This is a genomic window from Hominifimenecus sp. rT4P-3, from assembly GCF_051055405.1.
Taxonomy (GTDB): domain Bacteria; phylum Bacillota; class Clostridia; order Lachnospirales; family Lachnospiraceae; genus Pseudolachnospira.
On record NZ_CP167068.1, the window covers coordinates 488,390 to 510,000 of the forward strand.

At 49.9% G+C, this 21,611-nt stretch carries 22 protein-coding genes and 1 riboswitch (1 of these 23 cut by a window edge); of the genes, 21 read left to right on the top strand and 1 reads right to left on the bottom strand.

Features of this window, described 5'->3' with window-relative positions; all coding sequences use genetic code 11:
• Nucleotides 1-5: 5 nt before the first annotated feature.
• The 7 genes from prfB to ACCC71_RS02360 all read left to right on the top strand — a co-directional run bounded on the left by prfB (nucleotide 6) and on the right by ACCC71_RS02360 (nucleotide 8,369).
• Nucleotides 6-1,116, top strand: a protein-coding gene (prfB, locus tag ACCC71_RS02330; RefSeq protein ID WP_434310836.1) for a peptide chain release factor 2 whose coding sequence is annotated in 2 segments (ribosomal slippage) — nucleotides 6-80 and nucleotides 82-1,116 — 1,110 coding nt in all. Because the reading frame shifts where the segments join, the coding sequence is not laid out codon by codon here.
• A gap of 84 nt (nucleotides 1,117-1,200) precedes the next feature.
• The gene (locus tag ACCC71_RS02335; protein ID WP_434310837.1) at nucleotides 1,201-2,412 is read left to right on the top strand and encodes a homoserine dehydrogenase; all 1,212 of its coding nucleotides are present in this window, start codon (nucleotides 1,201-1,203) and stop codon (nucleotides 2,410-2,412) included.
• A gap of 36 nt (nucleotides 2,413-2,448) precedes the next feature.
• Nucleotides 2,449-3,660: a cofactor-independent phosphoglycerate mutase gene (locus ACCC71_RS02340; protein WP_434310838.1), complete on the top strand. Its 1,212-nt coding sequence runs from the start codon at nucleotides 2,449-2,451 to the stop codon at nucleotides 3,658-3,660.
• Nucleotides 3,654-4,862, top strand: a complete 1,209-nt coding sequence (locus tag ACCC71_RS02345) for an aspartate kinase (RefSeq protein WP_434310839.1) — start codon at nucleotides 3,654-3,656, stop codon at nucleotides 4,860-4,862. The genes ACCC71_RS02340 and ACCC71_RS02345 overlap by 7 nt, the downstream gene beginning before the upstream one ends.
• A gap of 3 nt (nucleotides 4,863-4,865) precedes the next feature.
• Nucleotides 4,866-5,288, top strand: a complete 423-nt coding sequence (locus tag ACCC71_RS02350; protein ID WP_434310840.1) for a DUF2752 domain-containing protein — start codon at nucleotides 4,866-4,868, stop codon at nucleotides 5,286-5,288.
• A 30-nt stretch (nucleotides 5,289-5,318) separates the two neighbouring features.
• Nucleotides 5,319-7,460 (top strand): Tex family protein, encoded by a 2,142-nt coding sequence (locus ACCC71_RS02355; RefSeq protein ID WP_434310841.1) that lies wholly within the window; start codon nucleotides 5,319-5,321, stop codon nucleotides 7,458-7,460.
• A 159-nt stretch (nucleotides 7,461-7,619) separates the two neighbouring features.
• A complete protein-coding gene (locus tag ACCC71_RS02360; RefSeq protein ID WP_434310842.1) occupies nucleotides 7,620-8,369 on the top strand; it encodes an aspartate/glutamate racemase family protein in 750 nt (249 codons plus the stop codon).
• 98 nt (nucleotides 8,370-8,467) lie between these two features.
• On the opposite strand, the gene ACCC71_RS02365 is transcribed toward ACCC71_RS02360, so the two are convergent.
• Nucleotides 8,468-9,427 carry a nitronate monooxygenase gene (locus ACCC71_RS02365; protein WP_434310843.1) on the bottom strand — a complete coding sequence of 320 codons (960 nt, stop codon included), beginning with the start codon at nucleotides 9,425-9,427 and terminating at the stop codon, nucleotides 8,468-8,470.
• A 142-nt stretch (nucleotides 9,428-9,569) separates the two neighbouring features.
• On the opposite strand from ACCC71_RS02365, the gene ACCC71_RS02370 reads away from it, so the two are divergent.
• The 14 genes from ACCC71_RS02370 to tsaD form a co-directional block, all read left to right on the top strand.
• Nucleotides 9,570-10,472, top strand: a complete 903-nt coding sequence (locus tag ACCC71_RS02370) for a LysR substrate-binding domain-containing protein (RefSeq protein ID WP_434310844.1) — start codon at nucleotides 9,570-9,572, stop codon at nucleotides 10,470-10,472.
• A 267-nt stretch (nucleotides 10,473-10,739) separates the two neighbouring features.
• Nucleotides 10,740-11,990, top strand: a complete 1,251-nt coding sequence (locus ACCC71_RS02375) for a cation:proton antiporter (protein ID WP_434310845.1) — start codon at nucleotides 10,740-10,742, stop codon at nucleotides 11,988-11,990.
• A 62-nt stretch (nucleotides 11,991-12,052) separates the two neighbouring features.
• Nucleotides 12,053-12,283: a type II toxin-antitoxin system antitoxin VapB gene (gene vapB, locus ACCC71_RS02380; protein ID WP_434310846.1), complete on the top strand. Its 231-nt coding sequence runs from the start codon at nucleotides 12,053-12,055 to the stop codon at nucleotides 12,281-12,283.
• Complete coding sequence (vapC, locus tag ACCC71_RS02385; protein ID WP_434310847.1) at nucleotides 12,280-12,684, top strand: type II toxin-antitoxin system tRNA(fMet)-specific endonuclease VapC; 405 nt, start codon at nucleotides 12,280-12,282, stop codon at nucleotides 12,682-12,684. Before vapB ends, vapC begins: the two co-directional genes overlap by 4 nt.
• A 63-nt stretch (nucleotides 12,685-12,747) precedes the next feature.
• Nucleotides 12,748-12,867: riboswitch (FMN riboswitch) on the top strand.
• A gap of 164 nt (nucleotides 12,868-13,031) precedes the next feature.
• Complete coding sequence (locus ACCC71_RS02390; RefSeq protein WP_434310848.1) at nucleotides 13,032-13,661, top strand: ECF transporter S component; 630 nt, start codon at nucleotides 13,032-13,034, stop codon at nucleotides 13,659-13,661.
• Between the two features lie 184 nt (nucleotides 13,662-13,845).
• Nucleotides 13,846-14,538 carry an ABC transporter ATP-binding protein gene (locus tag ACCC71_RS02395; protein ID WP_434310849.1) on the top strand — a complete coding sequence of 231 codons (693 nt, stop codon included), beginning with the start codon at nucleotides 13,846-13,848 and terminating at the stop codon, nucleotides 14,536-14,538.
• 1 nt (nucleotide 14,539) lies between these two features.
• Nucleotides 14,540-16,147 (top strand): hypothetical protein, encoded by a 1,608-nt coding sequence (locus ACCC71_RS02400; RefSeq protein WP_434310850.1) that lies wholly within the window; start codon nucleotides 14,540-14,542, stop codon nucleotides 16,145-16,147.
• Nucleotides 16,148-16,222: 75 nt separating this feature from the next.
• Complete coding sequence (locus ACCC71_RS02405) at nucleotides 16,223-17,434, top strand: ABC transporter permease (protein WP_434310851.1); 1,212 nt, start codon at nucleotides 16,223-16,225, stop codon at nucleotides 17,432-17,434.
• Nucleotides 17,431-18,576 carry a hypothetical protein gene (locus ACCC71_RS02410; protein WP_434310852.1) on the top strand — a complete coding sequence of 382 codons (1,146 nt, stop codon included), beginning with the start codon at nucleotides 17,431-17,433 and terminating at the stop codon, nucleotides 18,574-18,576. The genes ACCC71_RS02405 and ACCC71_RS02410 overlap by 4 nt, the downstream gene beginning before the upstream one ends.
• 85 nt (nucleotides 18,577-18,661) lie before the next feature.
• Nucleotides 18,662-19,105, top strand: coding sequence for a tRNA (adenosine(37)-N6)-threonylcarbamoyltransferase complex ATPase subunit type 1 TsaE (tsaE, locus tag ACCC71_RS02415; protein ID WP_434310853.1), 444 nt, complete (start codon nucleotides 18,662-18,664; stop codon nucleotides 19,103-19,105).
• Nucleotides 19,102-19,815, top strand: a complete 714-nt coding sequence (tsaB, locus tag ACCC71_RS02420; RefSeq protein WP_434310854.1) for a tRNA (adenosine(37)-N6)-threonylcarbamoyltransferase complex dimerization subunit type 1 TsaB — start codon at nucleotides 19,102-19,104, stop codon at nucleotides 19,813-19,815. The genes tsaE and tsaB overlap by 4 nt, the downstream gene beginning before the upstream one ends.
• On the top strand, nucleotides 19,812-20,261 hold the full coding sequence (rimI, locus tag ACCC71_RS02425; protein ID WP_434310855.1) for a ribosomal protein S18-alanine N-acetyltransferase: 450 nt from the start codon (nucleotides 19,812-19,814) through the stop codon (nucleotides 20,259-20,261). Before tsaB ends, rimI begins: the two co-directional genes overlap by 4 nt.
• Nucleotides 20,262-20,267: 6 nt before the next feature.
• Nucleotides 20,268-21,179 (top strand): ribonuclease Z, encoded by a 912-nt coding sequence (locus tag ACCC71_RS02430; RefSeq protein ID WP_434310856.1) that lies wholly within the window; start codon nucleotides 20,268-20,270, stop codon nucleotides 21,177-21,179.
• Nucleotides 21,180-21,182: 3 nt separating this feature from the next.
• Nucleotides 21,183-21,611, top strand: partial view of a tRNA (adenosine(37)-N6)-threonylcarbamoyltransferase complex transferase subunit TsaD gene (tsaD, locus tag ACCC71_RS02435; RefSeq protein WP_434310857.1) — the 5' end (the start) only. 585 nt of this gene lie beyond the right edge of the window; the window shows 429 of its 1,014 coding nt (coding positions 1-429); its start codon is at nucleotides 21,183-21,185; the stop codon falls past the right edge of the window.

Sequence of the window (21,611 nt, forward strand, 5' to 3'; positions counted from 1 at the left end):
CATTAATGGTTGAATTGGACCAGTACAAAGTAAATCTGGCCGCCTGTGCCCAGCCGTTAATCGAAGTGAGGGATTCACTTTGACCTGGCTGGCAAAGAAAACCGGATTGCAGAATTAGAGAGAATAATGGAAGAGCCGTCCTTCTGGGAGGACGCGGAGAAGTCCAGCAAGACCATGCAGGAGCTAAAAAGCCTAAAGTCGGTGGTGGATACCTGCACGGAGCTTCAGACCAAATATGAGGATTTGGAGACTTTGATCGAGATGGCCTATGAGGAGGAGGACGAGAGTCTGATTCCGGAGATAGGCGAAGAGCTGGACGCCTTTATGAAGCGGTTGGACGATATGCGTATCAGTACGCTGCTGTCCGGCGAATATGATAAGAACAATGCGATTTTGACTCTCCACGCCGGAGCCGGGGGAACGGAGGCCTGCGACTGGTCGGGGATGCTCTACCGGATGTATACGCGCTGGGCGGAAAAACGAGGATTTGCCATCGAGGTGCTGGATTATCTGGACGGCGAGGAAGCGGGAGTCAAGTCGGTGACGATTCAGGTCAACGGTCTGAACGCTTACGGTTACCTGAAATCAGAGAAAGGAGTACACCGTCTGGTTCGTATTTCCCCCTTTAATGCGGCGGGAAAGAGGCAGACTTCCTTTGTGTCCTGCGATGTAATGCCGGATATCGAGGATGACATCGACATTGAAATTCGGGATGAGGATATTCGGATTGATACGTACCGTTCCAGCGGAGCCGGCGGACAGCATATCAACAAAACGTCTTCGGCGATCCGGATTACCCACTATCCCACCGGGATTGTGGTTCAGTGCCAGAATGAGCGGTCCCAGTTCCAAAACAAGGATAAAGCCATGCAGATGTTAAAGGCGAAGCTGTATCTTCTGAAGCAGCAGGAGCAGGCGGAGAAAGCCTCAGGAATCCGGGGCGAGGTTTCGGACATCAGCTGGGGCAACCAGATTCGCTCGTATGTCTTGCAGCCCTACACCATGGTGAAGGATCACCGGACAGAGGTGGAAACTGGAAACGTAAACAGCGTTTTGGACGGAAATATTGATCTTTTTATCAATGGATATTTAAAATGGTGCAATCTGTCGCGTTAAAGTAGAGAACAGGCGGTTGCGTCCGGAGAAAATGTGTGCTAATATTTGAGATTAGCAGGAAGAAACAGGAAAGGAATGAACGCCATGCGGCAGATAGCGATTATGGGTTTCGGAACCATCGGATCCGGCGCCTTTGATGTAGTAAATACGAATCGTGAGATCATCAAAAAGAACCTGGGTGAGGAGCTTCAGGTAAAGTATGTATTGGATATTCGGGAATTTCCAGGTCAGCCGGTAGAAAAAGTGCTGGTTCATGATGTGGATACGATTATGAATGATCCAGAAGTGGATGTGGTTGTCGAGACCATGGGCGGCTTAGAGCCGGCGTTTACTTTTGTAAAAAAGGCCTTGGAAGCAGGAAAGAGCGTCGTCACTTCCAATAAAGAACTGGTGGCCAAAAAAGGTGTGGAGCTGATGGCTGTGGCGAAAGCGAAGAACGTCAACTTCTTCTTCGGCGCCAGCGTGGGCGGTGGGATCCCGATTATCCGTCCGCTGCTTCGGAGCCTTAGCGCGGATGACATCGATCAGGTTTCAGGAATTTTAAATGGAACGACGAATTATATCCTGACCAAGATGGACCGGGAAGGAACTTCTTTTGAAGCTGCTTTAAAGGAAGCCCAGGATAATGGTTTTGCGGAAAGAAAGCCGGAGGCGGACGTGGAAGGCTACGATGCCTGCCGGAAGATTGCGATCCTCAGTTCCATTGTAGAAGGCAAATTTGTGGACTTTGAGGATATTTATACCGAGGGTATCACAAAGATTACCAGTGAGGATTTCGAGTATGCCAGACAACTTGGCTGGGCCATCAAGCTTTTGGCGAGCAGTTGGAAGGAACAGGGACATCGGTATGCCATGGTATCTCCTGTGTTGGTAAAGCCGGAGAATCCTTTGTACGCCGTGAACGATGTATTCAACGCGATTTTGGTCCATGGAAATATGGTGGACAATGTGATGTTTTATGGCCGTGGAGCCGGTTCTCATGCGACGGCCAGTGCGGTAATGGCCGATGTGGTGGAAGCAGTAAAACATCTGGGTGAGAATATCTATGCCGGATGGAGCGAGGAAAAGCGAGAGCTCTCCGATATCTCTATGTCAGAAAAGCAATTTTTGATCCGTGTCAAAGGGGACGTCTCCCGGCAGTCGGAATTGGCCACAAAGTTTGGCGCTGGCCAGCTGATCGATGCGGATGTGGCCGGTGAGATCGGATATTTGACGCCGGTGCTCAGTGAAAAAGCCTTTGAGGCCGCAGCGGCAAAGACGGAAGGCATTCTGCAGCGGATTCGGGTGCAGGCTTGACGGGATTTACCGGTATAGATGAGGAGATAGAAAGCTATGAAATATGTAGTGATTTTAGGCGATGGAATGGCAGACGAGCCTTTGGGTGAGTTAAATGGTCAGACGCCTCTGGAAGCGGCAAAGACGCCATTTTTGGACGCGCTGTCCAAACAATCGGAGATTGGCCTGTCCCATACGATTCCGGAAGGGATGAAGCCGGGAAGCGATACGGCGAATCTGGCTGTTCTAGGGTATAATCCAAAAGAGTATTACACGGGGCGTTCTCCTTTGGAGGCGCTTAGTATCGGCGTTCCGATGAAGGATACGGATATTGCCCTTCGAACCAATATTGTTACTTTATCCGACGACGATGTGCCTTTTGAGGAAAAAACGATTCTCGACCACAGCTCGGGGGAGATTTCTACCGAAGACGCCGCTGTTCTTTTGGAAGCGGTAAAGAAAGAGCTGCAAAACGAGATCTATCAGTTTTATGTAGGTACCAGCTACCGTCATCTGCTGATCTGGGATCAGGGGCAGGTCGTGGATCTGGCGCAGCCTCACGATCATCTGGGGCAGAAGATTGGCCCCTTCCTTCCGGAAGATCCGGTACTGAGACAGATGATGGTGCGCAGCTATGAGATTCTGAAAGACCATCCGCTGAATCAGGCGAGAAAGGCGGCGGGGAAAAATCCGGCCAACTGTTTCTGGTTCTGGGGAGCGGGGACAAAGCCGATTCTCTCTTCCTTTGAGGAAAAGACGGGCCTAAAAGGCGCGATGATTTCCGCGGTGGATTTGCTGAAGGGAATTGCAGTTGGCGCCGGGATGACGAATATTATTGTGGAAGGCGCGGACGGCACCCTGCATACCAATTATGAGGGCAAGGCAAAAGCCGCTGTGGATGCGTTAACTAAGGATGGATATGATTTTGTTTACGTGCATGTGGAAGCTCCCGACGAGATGGGACATCAGGGAAGCATAGAGCGGAAAATCAAAGCCATCGAATATCTGGACCAGCGAGTGATTCGCCCGGTAAAGGAAGGGCTGGACGCTGCCGGGCTGGATTATCGAATGTTGGTGATGCCGGATCATCCGACGCCGATCTGCGTTCGGACGCATACGTCCGATCCGGTTCCTTATCTGATTTATGACAGCGCGAAACCGGAAGAGCATTCCTGGAACTATAACGAGAAAGAAGCAAAGGCCAGCGGCAATTACATTGCTGAGGGGTATCGTACCATGGATCATTTGCTGGGAGGAAAAACATGCTGATTGTAAAGAAATTCGGCGGCAGTTCCGTTGCCGATAAAGAGAGAATTTTTAATGTGGCCAACCGCTGTATTGAAGAGTACAAGGCTGGCAATCAAGTGGTCGTTGTGTTGTCCGCCATGGGAAAAACTACGGATGGGCTGCTGGCAAAGGCGGCGGATATCAACCCTAACGCCAGCAAGCGGGAGCTGGATATGCTTCTCACCACCGGCGAGCAGATCTCCGTTTCTTTGATGGCCATGGCGATGGGAGCGCTGGGAGTACCGGCAGTTTCTTTGAATGCCTTTCAGGTAAAAATGCACACGACTTCTGTTTATGGAAATTCCCGTCTGCTTCGAATCGATACTGAGCGTATTCGGGAAGAATTAGAAAACAATAAGATTGTGATCGTGACTGGTTTCCAGGGCATCAGTAAGAAAGAGGATTATACGACCTTGGGACGCGGCGGTTCGGATACGACGGCGGTTGCTCTGGCGGCAGCTCTGCACGCAGACGCCTGCGAGATCTATACGGATGTGGATGGGGTTTATACTTCGGACCCTAGACAGGTACCGACTGCTCGGAAGTTAAAAGAGATTACGTATGATGAGATGCTGGAATTCGCTTCTCTGGGCGCCAAGGTATTACATAACCGCTCGGTGGAGATGGCGAAACGTTACGGAGTGCCTCTGATTGTGCGCTCTAGCCTGAACCGGAATGAAGGAACGATTGTAAAGGAGAATGCAGACATGGAAGGAATGTTAGTGAGCGGTGTAGCCGCAGATAAAAATACAGCTAGAATCTCCATTATCGGAGTGCGCAATGAACCTGGGATTGCATTTAAAGTCTTTAAATGCCTGGCGATGAAGAATATCAGCGTGGATATTATTTTGCAGTCCATTGGCCGGGAGGGAACCAAGGATATCTCCTTTACGGTGGCCAGAACGGATATGCGGGACGCGGTACAGGCGCTGGAAGAAAAGAAGGATGCCTGGGGCGCGACGGAGGTCACCTATGATGATCATGTGGCCAAAGTTTCCATCGTTGGCGCGGGCATGGAGAGCAACGCCGGCGTAGCTGCTAAGATGTTTGAGGCTCTTTACAATGCCAATGTGAATATCCGTATGATCGGAACAGCGGAAATCCGCATTACGGTTCTGATTGATGAAGATGATGTGACTCGCGCGATGCGCGCGGTTCACACGGCCTTTGGCTTGGATGCGTAATCCATGAAGCAAACGGCCAAGGCAGTAGAACAAACCTTATACCGTCTGGGAATGGCGGCCGCTCTTTTTGCGGCCGCCGTTGTTATCCTGGCAAAAATTTTTCCGCCATTTGCAGCATTTCTGGGCTGGCCCTGCCCGTTTCGTGCCTTGACGGGCTTATATTGTCCCGGCTGTGGAGGGACAAGGGCGTTTTCGGCTCTTCTTGCTGGGCGTGTCTTAGAAAGTCTGAAATGGCATCCTTTTGTGGTATACGGCCTGGGACTTTATGTGATTTTTATGGGGAGCTGGACCTTGAATTATTTGACAAGAGGGCGTTTTCCTGGGCTAAAATACCGCGCTTGGTATACTTGGGGCGGCGTGGCTTTGGTGATCGGGAACTGGGCGGTAAAAAACATACTTCTGCTGTGCGGGCGCGGTTTTTTGTAAGGAGAAATGGATAGAAAAGGAGCAAAAAAGATGGACATTATAAAATCGTTGGCAAAAGAATTAAATATCCGGGAATCTCAGGCGGAGGCGGCGGTAAAATTGATTGACGAGGGGAATACAATCCCGTTTATTGCCCGCTACCGGAAGGAAGCGACGGGTTCTTTGAACGACGAAATTTTGCGCCAGTTGGACGAGCGTCTGCGCTATCTGCGAAATTTAGAAGAAAAGAAGGAGCAGGTCCTGGCTACGATTGAGGAGCAGGGCGCTTTGACGGAAGAGTTGAAGGCGCAAATTTTAGCGGCTGCGACTTTGGTTGCGGTAGAAGATCTTTATCGTCCTTATCGCCCGAAACGCCGTACCCGCGCGACTATCGCCAAGGAAAGGGGATTGGAGCCTCTGGCGGAAATTTTGTGGGCCCAGGAGACGGAGCGTTCGATGGAGCAAGAGGCCCTGCCCTATGTGAATCCGGAAAAGGAAGTGGCGGACGTGCAGGAAGCATTGGCGGGAGCCTGCGATATTTTGGCGGAGCGGATTTCAGATTCGGCGGAGTACCGGACCTATATCCGGGCGGTCACGGTTCGCAGCGGGATTTTGCGGTCTGAGGCAAAAGACCCGGAAACCTCGACGGTATATGATCAATATTATCAGTACGAAGAGCCGGTTCCGAAATTGGCCGGCCACCGGATTTTGGCTTTGAACCGGGGCGAGAAGGAAGGCGTGCTGAATGTGAAGATTGAAGCTCCCACCGAGCAGATTCAGCGGTATCTGGAAAAGCAGGTGATTGTTCGGGAGAATCCGAATACGGCGCCGCTTCTCCGGGAGACCATTGCGGACAGTTATACCCGCTTGATCGAGCCGGCGATTTACCGGGAAATCCGAAACCAGATGACGGAGATTGCGGAGAGAGGGGCCATTCGGGTCTTTGGAAAGAACTTAGAGCAATTGCTGCTTCAGCCTCCGATTGTTGGACACGTGGTGTTGGGCTGGGATCCTGCCTTTCGGACTGGCTGCAAGCTGGCGGTTGTGGATGCTACGGGAAAGGTGTTGGACACGGTAGTCATCTATCCGACCGCCCCTCAGAATAAAGTGGAAGAGTCCAAGAAGACGGTGAAGAAGCTGATCGAAAAATATGGAATCAGTCTAATTTCCGTTGGAAACGGCACTGCTTCGCGGGAATCGGAGCAGATCATCGTGGAGATGTTAAAAGAGATTCCGGCCAAGGTATCCTATGTGATTGTGAATGAGGCGGGAGCTTCCGTGTACTCGGCCAGTAAACTTGCCACCGAAGAATTCCCGGAGTTTGATGTGGGGCAGAGGAGCGCGGCTTCCATTGCGAGACGGCTTCAGGATCCATTGGCGGAATTGGTGAAAATCGACCCGAAGAGCATTGGCGTTGGCCAATACCAGCACGACATGAACCAGAAACAACTGGGAGAGGCGCTTCAAGGCGTGGTGGAAAATTGTGTGAACCGGGTAGGGGTTGATCTGAATACAGCTTCGGCGTCTCTTTTAGAGTATGTCTCCGGAATCACAAAAACAGTGGCGAAAAATGTGGTATCGTACCGGGAAGAAAATGGGGCCTTTACCGACCGGAAGCAGTTATTAAAGGTAGCGAAGTTAGGGCCTAAGGCATACGAACAGTGCGCCGGCTTTCTGCGGGTTCGCGGCGGCAAAAATCCGCTAGATATGACGGCGGTACATCCGGAGAGTTATCCGGCGGCGGAAGCTTTGCTGAAAAAGTTCGGATATGGACCGGAGGATGTGATGAAGGGCGGCGTGGCCGGTATTGGGAAAAAGGTCGCGGATCCGGCAAGCGTAGCGGCGGAACTTGGAATCGGAGAACCAACCTTAAAAGATATTTTAAAAGAACTGGAAAAACCGGGACGGGACCCCAGAGACGAGATGCCAAAGCCGGTGCTGCGGACGGACGTCATGGAGATGGAGGACTTAAAACCCGGCATGATTTTGAAGGGGACGGTCCGGAATATCGTGGATTTCGGAGCCTTTGTGGATATCGGCGTTCATCAGGACGGTTTGGTTCATATCTCCCAGATTTGCGATCGGTATATTAAACATCCGTTGGAGGCGGTTAGCGTCGGCGATGTGGTGGAAGTGAAAGTGTTGGGCGTGGATTTGACGAAAAAGAGAATTTCTTTGACGATGAAGTGCTGAAGTAATAGGAAGAGTGAATGAATAGATTGAAAAATGTGCGTAAATAGGAATAAAGTACAAAAAATATGGCAAAATTTGTCTATGAAAGATATTGAAAGGGAGAGCGGAAAGAAATAAAATAAAACAATATTATAGATGAAAAAGAAAGGAAAGGAACCTATGCCCAGAAAAATTCGATATATTCATCCGGTATTTGCTCCGGAAGAGGTTGAGCCTATGCGGAGGTATTTGGATGAGTATCGCCAGCCGGACACGGAGCTTAGCATCGTTGGTCTCAGCAGTAATGCAAAGGTAAAGCGTTTGGACTATGGTTATTATCAGGCTTTCGTCGGAATGGAAATTTTATCCGCGGTAAAAAAAGCGGAGCAGGATGGGTGTGATGCGGCTATCATCGGATGCTTTGACGATCCTTTTTTGCGGGAGGCAAAGGAGATCAGCGGTTCTATGGCAGTGGTCGGCCTGGCGGAGTCTGCGCTTCATTTGGCGTCGGTATTAGGGGACTCCTTTGGCATCGTCTGTGTGGAAGAAAAGGATCGTGCGCAATTCCGCAATTTAGTCCGGCAATATGGATGCGATCACCGCTTTTTATCGATCCAGCCTCTCGGTTTGAGCGTACCGGAACTGCAGAAAGACGGGAACGCGACGGCGCGGCGGATGGAAGAGTGCATTCGGACATTGGTGGAAGATCAAAGTGCGGAGGTTGTCGTATTGGGATGCAGTATGATGTTTGGATTTTATAAAGAGATGCAGGAACGTTATTCGGTTCCGATCATAGATTCCGCGCTTTCCGCTTTGAAGTTTGCAGAGTACTTGACAGATGTAGCACAAGGACCCGGATGGAAGATCAGCCGCCGGTGTGCGTTCCAGGCTCCGCCGAAGGAAGAAATGAGAGCTTGGGGATTGGAATAGGCTACACATTTTTTGTTAATGGAAGTTGAAAAAGTAAATTGAAAAATGAGGGATTTTCTAGGTGGCGCATGGCTTGCTTGGAAAATCCCTCATTTTATTTATTGGCTTACAAACTGGGGCGCTTTTTTCAGTAATTTTTTTGCCTCTTCCGTTACTTCCTGGATGATTTCCGCAGCCGACTGGATTTTCTTTAGGGGCTCCAGGCTTTCTCCTACTTGAACGATTCCGTTCATCCCGTCTTCCCCAGTTCCGAGATCCGCTACCCGTTTGCTGCATCCAGCAACGAAGTCGCCAAGCTGGTCGGTAGGAACTCCGCTGGTTTCCATGGACAAATATTTTTCTGCAAAGGGATTTTTCAGGCCGCGCAATCCCTTTCCACGGGACCAGCCGATCGTGACAGAGTCTGTATCCGACGCAGCCAGGATCGCCTTTGCATTGGACGGATGGCTTTCACACTCTTTGGCCAAAAGAAAACGAGAGCCCATCTGTATTCCATCTGCGCCCATGATCAAGGCGGCAGCCAGGCCTCGGCCGTCTACGATGCCGCCGGCGGCTGCTATGGGTAAGGAAACCTCGGGTAAGACGTTGCTCATAAGAGCCATTGTCGTTAAATTCCCGATACGGCCGCCAGATTCCATGCCTTCGATGATAAGCATATCCGCTCCACAGGCCTCCATGCGTTTCGCTAATTTAGTATTGGGAACAATACAGACGGTCTTAATCCCTGCTTCCTTAAAACGGGGAAGGAAAGGACGGGGATCGCCGGCTCCCAAAGTTACAAAATCAATTCCTTCTTCTAAGATTACTTCTACCAGCTTATCTCGAAGAGGCGTGGTTTGTAAGGAAAGATTGATGCCAAAGGGTTTATTGGTCAAGGATTTGGTTTTTCGGATTTCTTGTCGGACCCAATTTTCGTCACGGCCGCCTGCGCCCAGGACTCCAGCGCCCCCTGCATTGGATACCGCAGCGGTCAGATTGGCTGTTGTAATCCAGGCCATAGCGCCCATCAAAATCGGGTACTGAATACCCAAAAGCTCTGTCATTTTTGTCTTTATCATAGGAAACCCTCCTTTTTGTCTGAGCATAACATAGCTATTTTCTTTTGTCTAATCGATAATAATTGAGTTTCGATAGAAAATAACTATGATATCTCTTGCACGCGAGCGAATGTTTCGATATACTGGAAGTGGAGGTGAGGGTATGACTTTACAGCAGCTAAGATATTTTTGTGCAATTGCACGCCATTCCAGCTATCGGGAGGCCTCGGAGGAACTTTTTGTTTCACAGCCGACGATAAGCGCGGCGATTTTGGCTCTGGAAAAGGAATTGGGCTTTTTGCTGTTTGACCGTAAGGGACGCCAGACGGTTCTGACGAAGTATGGGGAGCAATATTATCAGGAGCTCGCGCCCCTTTTAGAACAGCTGAACCGCGCAACCGACCGGGTTCGTCAGATGGCGAGCGCGGCAAAAGGGCATCTGGATTTGGCCTATAATCCGCCGCTTTCCAAAGGTTTTATTCCGAATATCGTGCGTCTCTTTTTGGACCGAGAAGAAAATCAGAATGTGACTGTACATTTTCACCAGAATTCCTCCAAAGAAATTGTGGAAGGGATTCAGACGGGGACGTTTGACTTGGGATTTTGCAGTTTTGTGCCAGGCGCGCCCCATGTAAATTTTCAGCCGGTCCTCCGGCAGGAAATGGTAGCGGTAGTGCCTCTGGATCACCCCTTGGCAGAATCCGGGGCGGTAAGCCTGAAAGAATTAAGCAGTTTTCCCTTTGTGGCCTATGCCTCCCATTCCGGACTTCGGCGTGTTGTGGACGGTTTTTTTCAGGAGGCGGGCGTGTCTTTGGAAATTTTTGCGGAAGCGGAAGATGAAGACGCGATTGCAGCCCTTACGGCGTCGGGATTCGGCGTTGGAGTCGTAGCGAAGATGCAGGCGCTTCAATATTTCCCCGTCCGTCAGATTCCGATTAAGGAGAAAGAATGCCAGAGAATGCTTTATCTGGCTTCCTCCACTCATCGTTACCTGACGCCAGCTGCGCGGCGTTTTTTTGATTTTGTTCAGGAAAGGGTGGATACGGGACAGTTACCAGAAGTTTGATTTTTATTTATACGCTCCGGTCTGGCGCGTAAAGCGAGAGGGCTTTTCATGAATGAAGGCCCCCTCGTTTTTATGTGATTTATTTAAAAGAAAGAGGAATAAAAATATATTTCCCAAATAATATGCTTTGAAAATTAAACGCGGATTTTATACGGGAAACAGTTGACATACGAAAGAAAGGAGACTATAATATGCTCTGGTTTTGAGAAAAAGTTGTTGTTTACATGTGCCAACGGACTGGCAGGTCCGATGATGGAGGTGGTTGACATGGAGTATCGTTTTTTATTGGATTTAGCTATCATTCTTTTGAGTACCAAACTTCTTGGATTGGCAACGAAGAAGATGCATCTGCCGCAGGTAGTCGGCGCACTGATGGCGGGCCTGGTGTTGGGACCGGCGGTTTTGGGTGTGTTGGAGGAGACGGCATTTGTACAGAGCGTGGCAGAGATCGGCGTGATTGTGCTGATGTTCTGTGCTGGTCTGGAGACAGATGTGCAGGAGTTAAAAAAATGCGGGAAAGCTGCATTTGTGATTGCTCTGCTGGGTGTTTTGGTGCCCCTTGCCGGAGGCGTGCTGATCGGCTATGTTTTCAATCAGCCAGGCCGTATCGATTCGGACGCATCCTGCAGCTTGTTTTTGCAAAACATGTTTATGGGCGTGATACTGACAGCTACTTCTGTCAGTATTACCGTAGAAACGTTGAAAGAGCTGGGGAAATTGCAGAGTAAGTCGGGAAATGCGATTTTGGGAGCCGCGATTATCGATGATATTTTGGGCATTATTGCCTTGACGATTATCACCAGCGCCGCGGATTCCTCCGTGAAGATGTCGACGATTCTCATTAAGATTGCTTTATTCTTTGTTTTTTCCGGTGTAGCCGGTTTTGCTTTCTTCCGCTTTTATGATTGGTGGAGCCGCCGGACAAAACTGCTGCATCGTCATGCGATCGTAGCCTTTGTATTTTGTCTGCTAATGTCCTATTGTGCGGAAGAGTTTTTTGGAGTGGCGGATATTACTGGAGCGTATATCGCAGGAATGATTATTTCCCTAACGCAGACAACCCAGTATCTGTCTTCCCGTTTTGATACTCTTTCTTATCTGATGCTTTCGCCGGTCTTTTTTGCAAGTATTGGTTTAAAGGTAAATCTGCCGGCGATGACGCCGATGCTTGTGTTATTTGCTGTGGTGTTGGTTTTGGTTGCCGTGGCGACGAAAGTTGTTGGATGTGGTCTTGGAGCAAAGCTTTGCGGCTACCGGACGTGCACCTGCGTACAGATCGGCGTCGGCATGGTGTCCCGCGGCGAGGTGGCGCTGATTGTGGCATCCCAGGGGATGAGGGTTGGCTTGATCGGAGCGAATTTTCTTGGACCAGTCGTTATTGTTGTTATTGTTACAACGATTGTGACGCCGATTCTGCAAAAAATTGTTTATAACAACAGCCCGAAGCCGGAGATCGTACGCAATGGCCTCAGCGAGAATTATCGAGAGCTGCGTGAGATTCGTGACCGGGCGAATTGAAGCTGCCCTTGACGTGAAATATATCATGGTATATATTTCTAGTAAAAGGAGGTGCTTTTGCCATGATGACAGCAAAGCTTTTTGAGAATGGAAGAAGCCAGGCAGTTCGTCTGCCAAAGGAATGTCGGTTTCAAGGAGAAGAAGTCTTTGTAAATAAAATTGGTGATGTTGTAATCCTGATGCCAAAGGATAATGAATGGGCTGGACTTTTGAGTGGATTGAGTCTGTTTTCCGATGATTTTATGAGCGAGGAACGAAATCAATCTGCCATGCAGGAGCGTGCGAATTTATGAAATATATGTTGGACACGAATATCTGTATTTACGCCATTAAGCAAAAGCCACAAGCGGTTATTCAAAAGATAATGGCCTATCATCCACAGGATTTATGTATTTCCTCGATTACGTTTGCGGAGCTGATGCATGGAGTATGGAAGAGTCAAGCGGTTGAGAAAAATCGTTTGGCTATTTCCTTGTTTCTCTCTCCGATCACAGTCTTGGATTTTGATAGTTATGCAGCAGAGGAATACGGAAAAATCAGAGCGGATCTTGAGAAAAAGGGAACGCCGATCGGCCCGATGGATCTATTGATTGCCAGTCATGCCAGGTCAAAGAATCTAATTCTTGTCACAAACAACACCAGAGAATTTGCGCGTGTGGTTGGGCTGACAGTAGAGGATTGGACGACGGAATAGTTTTGTAGAAAAAGAACTTGAAAAAGACTGGAAAGCGTGGTAGTATAACTAGCAGAATAAAATATTTTTCTTCGGGGCAGGGTGAAACTCCCTACCGGCGGTGACAGTCCGCGACCCGTTTGTAACGGCTGATTTGGTGAAATTCCAAAACCGACAGTATAGTCTGGATGAGAGAAGAAATATACCGTTTTTTATGTTTTCGCTGCCCCGAACCATTTTGGTTCGGGGTTTCTTATCTCCTGGGAAATTCTAACGGAATTTCCCAGGAGATAAGAAACATTTCGGTATAGATTCTCCCTTAGAATGGAAACATTCGTGGTCCTGTAGGAACAAAAGGAGGAAATAACATGAGTCAAAACAAAACGTTAAATTTGAGAAACATGGTTCTCATTGCTATGCTGGGAGCGGTCGCTTTTATCTTGATGTTTTTAGAGATCCCGCTGCCCTTTATTGCGCCTGCGTTTTATGAGCTGGATTTTAGCGAGGTGCCGGTACTGATCGGAACCTTTTCCATGGGACCGGTGGCCGGCGTGGTGATTGAGCTGCTGAAAAATCTGTTACATATTTTGATTAAGGGAACTTCCACCGCCTATGTCGGCGAGTTTGCAAACTTTTTGGTCGGCTGTGCGCTGGTAGTGCCTGCTGGGATTATCTATCAACGCGCGAAGAGTAAGAAGCACGCTTTGGTCGGAATGGTGGTAGGAACCCTTGTGATGGTGGTGGCCGGCAGTCTGGTAAACGCCTATGTGCTGCTGCCTTGGTACGCCAATCATTTCTTTGCCGGCGCCGGCGGCATGGATGGAATTTTGGCGGCAGGCGCTGCGGTTCATGCCGGAGCGGGAACTTTGCTTGGCTTTGTGATGCTTTGCGTGGCGCCCTTTAACCTGATTAAGGGCATCGTAGTTTCTGCGGTGACCATGTTGTTATATAAGCGCGTCAGCGTGGTGATCAAGGGACATGCGGCGGGACGCGGTTAAGCGGTTTGCTTTTGAAGCGGTGTAGCCTGTGGTTATGCCGCTTTTGTGCTTTGTAGGAGGGCGTCAGATCTCTATAGAAAATTCTTTATTATTCTAAGGAATCCACTGGAGGCGAACTCCTTTGTTACTTGCAAGGCAGAACGATCTCTGCTAGAATAATATAGAAAGGCAGGAAGATGGCTCAATGATCAAGGTGAACGATATTACCTATTCTTACGGACGAAAAAGAGTATTAGATGGCGCTTCCTTAACGGCGGCCCAGGGAGATTGTGTGGCTATAGCAGGCGTCAATGGATGTGGAAAATCCACGCTTCTGTCGATTCTCTCCGGCGCTTTACGTCCTCAAGGCGGGGAGATTTTTTACGGAGATCGGGACGCACGGAAAGAAAAGGGCGTATTTCAACGTATGGTGGGCTATGTGCCCCAGGACAATCCGCTTTTTGAGGAACTGACCGTGCGAGACAACCTGAGACTTTGGTATAGCAAAAGCCCGTATTCCATGGAGGAGGATCTAAGGGGCGGCCTGCTTTCGGTTCTGCAACTTTCCGAGCTTTTGCCGATACGGGTTTCCAGACTATCCGGGGGGATGAAGAAACGAGTCAGCATTGGCTGTGCTCTGGCGGCTCATCCGCCTATTTTGGTTTTGGATGAACCCAGCGCAGCGTTGGATTTGATCTGCAAAGAGGAGATTCGCCAGTATCTTAGCGTATATTTGGAGCAAAAAGGAACCATTTTGATTACTACACATGAGGAAGCAGAGTTGAACTTGTGTAATCGTCTTTATATATTAAGGAAGGGAAAGCTAGAAGAGCGGGAGTCGGGGCTTCGCGGGGACGCGTTGCTTCGAGAGCTTGCAGGAAGGGGAGAAGAAAAATAGAATGAAGAAGCAGAGTGATTTTGAGGAGCGGGTGGAAGCGTTTCGTCCAGCACAGGAACTATCGGCGGAGCTGGGCCCGCAAGGGGGGCAGACGTCTCCTCAGAAACGAAAAATTCTTCCATTTGTGATTGGCGGCGGGGTTTTGGCAGTGGCGATTCTTCTCGCGGTTTTCTTGGTTCCAAAACTTTTTGCCAGCCCGAAAAGTCAAGTATGGAAAGCTTTTGCAAAACTAGGGGCAGAGTGGGAGTTTCCTGTTGCCGAAGAGATTGGCTGGGAGAGCCTGATGACGGCGGTGTCGTCGAAACAGAGCATGGAACTGGAATTGTATCTGGATGAACTTCCCGCTTCCACCTCGCCGGATGAAGCGGTTTTGCTGAAAAATATGGGGGTCCGGCTTGCTGCAAATTCCGATCAGGATGAAAAGCAGATGGACGCGGAGCTAATGTTTCGCATGGGCGGATCGGATCTTTTTTCCTTTCAATTTTATGGAGATGAAGATCTGTTATCATTGGCCATTCCGGAGCTTTTTAACGGCGCTTTAGGCATTGGAACGGGCAATCTGCGGGAACAGGTGGAGAATTCTCCTCTTTTTGATCAGATGAATCTGTCCGAGAGCGAATTGGCAGAGCTGGATTTTTCTTTGAATCCCTGGGAGTGGATGGGCAAGGAAGGAAATGAAGAACTGACAGAGCGCCTGATGGAAAGTTTGCGTCAGCTGGAAGAGGCAATCCGAGTTGAGAAGAAGGATCAAACCAAAAAGATTTCTATAGGCGGGGAAAAACAGGAATGTCAGGGGTATGTCATGGTGATTCCGAAAGAGGACGTTTTAGCGTTTTTGGAGGAATATATGGCAGTTTACCAGGATGCCTTAAAGCAGCAGATGGAACTCTTTGGCACGATGAATACGGTAAGCATGTATGGGGAAAACCCATGGGAGGAGATGGAAGGGGATTTCGAGGACTTGCTCGATGAAATCGATAAAATCATGGAAGATGAGTGGGATGTCGAAGTCTATCTGACCAAGTCCGGCGACCTGGCTCAGATCTTGGTAAAGGATCTTTCTGACTGGGTTAAAGAGGATATAGAAGAAATTCAATTCGAACTTACCTTTTCTGGAGAGGAACGGCCTTCGGACGAGATCTATTTGTCCATGATGGATTCGTATGAGGATGGAATTTTCGCTGAGAAAACCACGGATAGAAGCAAGACGGAGACAATTACCCGGTGGAGTATCGGCGAGGAATCGAATGGAAAAAAGAACGATGCGCTTTCGATTGAGAACCGTTATAATTCGGATTCCCAGGAGTTTTCCTACCGGATGAATCTGGAAGAGGAAGAGATTGAGCTCTTTGTGGAAGGCAGCCTGGGAGAAGTGGAAAAGGGCAAGAGCGTTGTATTTGAGATTGATGCCCTGGGACTTCAGACGGATGGTGAGCGGATGGCTTTTGCTGGAAGCCTGACATATGGAGAATTGGAAGAATCCATCGAAAAGCCTTCGGATATCCGAATGGTTATGGAGATGGATGAGGAGGAGTTTGAGGAACTGGGAACGGAGTTCCTCCAGGGGATTCAGAATCTGCAAAATGCTCTGATGCAGATTCTTTATTGAGGAATGGAGAAGCATTAGCGTCTGTTGACAGAGGCAAGTATGTTCTTGTCAACGGGTGGTAGGATAGGAGCGAAGATGAGATTTTTTTGGAATTTGCAGCTTCTGGAAGGAAAACGGGCCTTTCGGAAGCTGCCCCAAATCTTGGTGGGAGCGGTTGTGCTGATCGGAATTGTAGGCACAATCGCTTTTTGTGGGCAGAAACTTTTATATCAAGATGAGGCAAGCGGCAGAATTCCGATTGCAGTTGTGAACGAAGGGGAATCGGAAACCGTGGATATGGTCCTATCGTTTTTGGAGAACATGGAGACGGTGGCAAGTCTGTGTTCCTTTATCCGCACGGATGCGGCGGAAGGAATGGCGATGCTAAAAGAGGGAAAAGCGGCCGCCTTGATGGAAATTCCGGGCAGTCTAGTGGATGATATTATCAGCGGGGCCAATACGCCGGTGCGCGTACTGTTTCCAAAGAATTCTGAGGTGGCGGGCTTGCTTTTGGAAGCGGTGACCTCTGCCGGCGCAGGAACGCTTGGAGCTGCCCAGTATGGAATTTATGCTGCCTACGACCTGTATGTCCGGCATGGCGTGGAATCGGAGGTGTCCGGAGCCTATGATGATTTAAACCGAATTTATTTATCGGCAGCTTTAAACCGGACCAATCTATTTCAGAATCAATCGGCTTCCGCAACGGGGGAGTGGAGCGTGCTGCAGTATTATCTGGCATCTGGCCTGACGTTGTTTTTACTCCTTTGGGGAATTACTTATGGAAGTTTTCTGGAAAAGGATTCCCGCTCTCTGGCCCGAAAACTTCGGGCGGCGGGAGTGGGAGCGGCGGCCCGAAGTGTGGGACGTTGGCTGAATACGTTTCTGGTTACCGTGACGAGCGGGACGGTATTGGCTCTTGTCGGAGCCGTGGTGTTTCTGGTGTGGAACGGGGAATGGCCTGGCGATTTGCTGGTTCGTCTGCCGATGCTGCTGCCAACGATATCCTGCGCCTGTGCGTTGACCGTGTTTTTTTATCAGGCGGCTCCGACGGCAGGCAGCGGCTCGCTTTTGATTTTTTGCACCTCTGTTGGAATGATGTTTTTGGCAGGAGGATTTGTACCGTCGGCATTTTTGCCAGAAAGTTTTGAACGGATTTCCCGATTTTTGCCGGCTCGTTGGATGATACAAAATGTGGGCGCTTGTTTGACCGGAGATTTTGTTTGGGGTGAAGCTGGAATTTTGGTTGGATTTACGATACTGTTCGGCGGCCTGACCGCTTGGCTGATAGGCAAGGAGGTGAGGGGATGAGGCAATGGCTTACATGGCTCTTTTTCCTTGGAAAACGTCAAGGAAAACGGCCGGTTTTCGTTCTATTGCTCGTTGCATTGCCTTTGGCTTCCGGCCTCCTGTTTACGGCGCAGCGGTCGCAGCGGGAGGCGTTACCTGTGGCGCTTTTTTGCGAGAGGCCGGATTCTATGACGGAGAGAGCGCTTCAATCTATGTGCGAAGACGGGGGCATCTTTCGATTTTACCGCTGTGAAAGCGAAGCGCAAGTCTTGCGGGACGTGGCGTCCCGGAAAGCGGAATGCGGATATGTATTTCCGGATGATTTAGAGGCAAAAATGGAGAGAGGAAAAGCGTCTCGGAGCGTGGGTGCATTCTCCTCCCCCAGTTCTGTGGCGGCGTATCTGGCCCATGAGGTGGTGTATTCGAAATTATTTGCCGAATATGCGGAGGATGCCTTTGTAAAATATGTCAGCGATCGTTCACTGTTTGCAGAGATAAATCCGGCCCAGCTGCGCGGGGAAGCGGAAGAGGCTTATCGAGAGAGCCGAGAGAGCGGACGGGCGTTTTCTTTTGTGTTTGAGCATTTAGACGAAGGAAATCAGCAGGAGGCTGACGAAAAGAGTCCGGTGATTGCGCCGGTTCGCGGCTTCCTGGCGGTATTTGTCTTGCTGGGCGGGCTGATGGGAGCGGTAGATAGCCGAAAAGACGAACGGCGCCGGGTATATTTGGCGGCGTCCCCTTCTTTGCGTACCTGGATTCCGATGCTTGCGGTGGCGGTTCCGGTGGGCCTTATGGCAGTATCGGCCGGCATTTCTTTAGCTGCGGCAGGACTCTCCACGGGAGTGTTGCGCGAAATCGTCCTGCTTCTTGCCTATACGGGAATGGTGACAGCCTTTGGATGTCTTTTGTCGGATATTCTGCGTTTGGAAACACTGCTGTATGCCTGCATCCCGGTATTGGTGATGGGAAGCTTTTTGTTTTCCCCCGTTTTCATTCGTCTGGGTAGTTTCCTTCCGGTATTTCGCGTATTGGAAAAGCTGTTTTTACCTACCTATTATTTAAATGCGGCGGGAGGAGACGGTGTGCTGGTCTTGGCAGCTGGCGCAATTCTTTTGCTGATTGTCAGCGCCGGAGTGCGGCGCTGGCGCCAAAAAAACAGTTGACGTGTCTTTGCGGGCTGTGCTATGGTTAAACGAGGAAAATTGAGTGCGTCTGCCGTACTCGTATTGCAGAAAGCCAGGGAAATAGATGAAAATCAAAGAGAGTTTTGGCGAGGCGGAAACCTTTGCCTTTGGAAAAAAAATCGGAGAACAGGCGAAGCCAGGGGAGATCTATTGTCTGGAAGGCGACCTTGGCGTGGGGAAGACCGTGTTTACCCAAGGGTTTGCAGCGGGACTTGGCATCGAAGATGCGGTGAATAGCCCGACTTTTACGATTGTTCAGGAATATCGGAGCGGCCGTCTGCCGCTCTATCATTTTGACGTATATCGGATTGCCGATCCGGATGAAATGTACGATATTGGATATGAGGAGTATTTTTTTTCTGGGGATGGCGTTTGCCTGATCGAATGGCCGGGGCAGATCGAAGAGCTGTTGCCGAAAACGGCTCGGTGGATTCGAATAGAAAAGGCGTTGGAGAAAGGATTTGACTACCGGCGGATTACCTGGGAAGAAATAGGAGAAGAGGCATGAAGATTTTGGGAATCGAGAGTTCTTCGCTGGTTGCTTCCGTAGCTATCGTGACGGATGGCTTGGTAACGGCGGAATATACGGTAAATTATAAAAAAACCCATTCACAGACGCTTTTGCCGATGTTAGATGAGATTGTCCGTATGACGGAACAGGACTTGGAAACCATCGATGCGATTGCGGTCTCCGGGGGGCCGGGATCGTTTACGGGGCTTCGAATCGGGGCTGCTACGGCGAAGGGACTTGGCCTGGCGTTAAACAAGCCTTTGATTCATGTACCCACGGTGGATGCCATGGCGTATAATCTTTTTGGATGTTCGGATTTGATCTGCCCGGTCATGGACGCGAAACGTGGACAAGTCTATACAGGAATCTATGCGTTTCAGCCGGATTTTCAAGTGATAAAAGAAAATGTGGCGATGGATTTAGGCGAACTTTTGGAAGAACTGAAGCAAATGGAACGGCCAGTGGTGTTTTTAGGAGATGGGGTTCCGGTGGGGCAAGACCAAATCCAGGAAACATTGGGAAATTTAGCGCGGTTTGCTCCGGCTCCTTGTAATCGGCAGCGGGGCGCTTCCGTGGCGGCATTGGGGAGCGAATATTTTCGATTGGGAAAGGTTCAGCCGGCGGAGGATTTTGCGCCGTCTTATCTGCGGGTCTCCCAGGCAGAGCGGGTGCGGGCGGAAAGAGAGGCTGCTCTTCGGGACGGATGATGAGGGAGAAAGATTTGGTTCGTTTGGCGACTTCTTCCGATGTATCCGCCTTGGCAAGACTGGAACGGCTCTATTTTTCCGATGCGTGGAGCGAGGCAGGACTGCGCAGTGGAATTTCTGGAACTGGCGTCCGTTACTTCCTATATGAAAGGGACGGCGACATCCTTGGATATTGCAGCGCACAGACGGTAATGGATGAAGGGGAGTTACTCCGGATTGTAGTGGACGAGACCGTTAGAGGCTGCGGTGTGGGAAGCCGCCTTTTGGAGGCGTTATTTGCCGGGCTCCCGCAGGTGCGGTCCTGGTATCTGGAAGTGCGGGAGAGCAATCGGGCGGCGATTGCTTTATATAAAAAATATGGATTTCAGCCGATTGGTCTGAGAAAGAATTATTATCGGAATCCCCAGGAGCATGCGTTGCTGATGCGGCGTGAGAAAGTAGGATAAAAGTTTATGTTTGATGTTTGTTTATTGGGAACGGGCGGTATGATGCCGCTGCCCTATCGTTGGCTGACCTCTTTGATGGTGCGGTATGAAGGCAGCCAGTTGATGATTGACTGCGGGGAAGGAACGCAGATTGCAGCCAAGGAAAAAGGATGGAGTTTTAAGCCGATTGATGTGCTTTGCTTTACCCACTATCATGCGGACCATATCAGCGGATTGCCGGGGTTGCTTTTGACTATGGGAAATGCGGAGCGGACGGAACCGCTGCTGATGATAGGACCCAAAGGATTGGAGCGGGTGGTCAGCGCTTTAAAAACCATTGCACCGGAGCTGCCCTTTCCTTTGAAATTTTTGGAACTGACGGAACGGGAGCAGGATATCCAGGCGGGGCCTTATCAGATTCATGCCTTCCGCGTCAACCACAATATTACTTGTTATGGATATTCGGTCTCCATTCCAAGGGCGGGAAAATTCCAGGTGGAAAAAGCGCGGGAGTTGGGACTTCCGGTGCAACTTTGGAATCCTTTACAAAAAGGAAATGAAGTGATTTTCGAGGGGAACGTTTATACGCCGGATATGGTGATGGGACCAGAGCGGCGCGGGTTAAAGGTTACCTATTGCACGGACACGAGACCGACGGCTGCGATTGCGGAAGCGGCGCGGGGAGCGGATCTGTTTATCTGCGAGGGAATGTACGGCGAGTCGGAAAAAGAACAAAAAGCCATCGAGCATAAGCATATGACTTTTGCGGAGGCAGCGCGGCTGGCAAAAGAAGCCCAGCCAAGGGAAATGTGGCTGACGCATTTTAGCCCTTCCTTAAATCGCCCAGAGGAATTTATGGACGCAGTACGTCAAGTGTTTCCCCGTGCGAAAGCGGGCAAAGATGGAAAGACGAAGGAATTGAAGTTTGACGAGGATTAAGAGATGAAGGATATAAAAATCTTGGCAATCGAAAGCTCCTGCGATGAGACTGCCGCCGCGGTGATTCAAAATGGCAGGGAGGTTCTTTCCAATGTGATTTCTTCTCAGATTGATCTCCACACCCTTTATGGCGGTGTGGTTCCGGAACTGGCTTCCCGGAAACATATTGAAAATATCAATCCGGTGATCTGCCAGGCTTTGGCGGATGCTGAGCTGACGCTGGATGAAATCGATGGGATTGGCGTTACCTATGGTCCGGGGCTGGTGGGGGCTTTACTGGTCGGGGTGGCAGAGGCAAAAGCGATTGCCTATGCAAAAAAGCTTCCTTTGATCGGGGTTCATCATATCGAAGGTCACGTCTGTGCAAATCTGATTGAGCATCCGGAATTGGAGCCGCCGTTTTTATGTCTGATTGTGTCAGGCGGGCATACG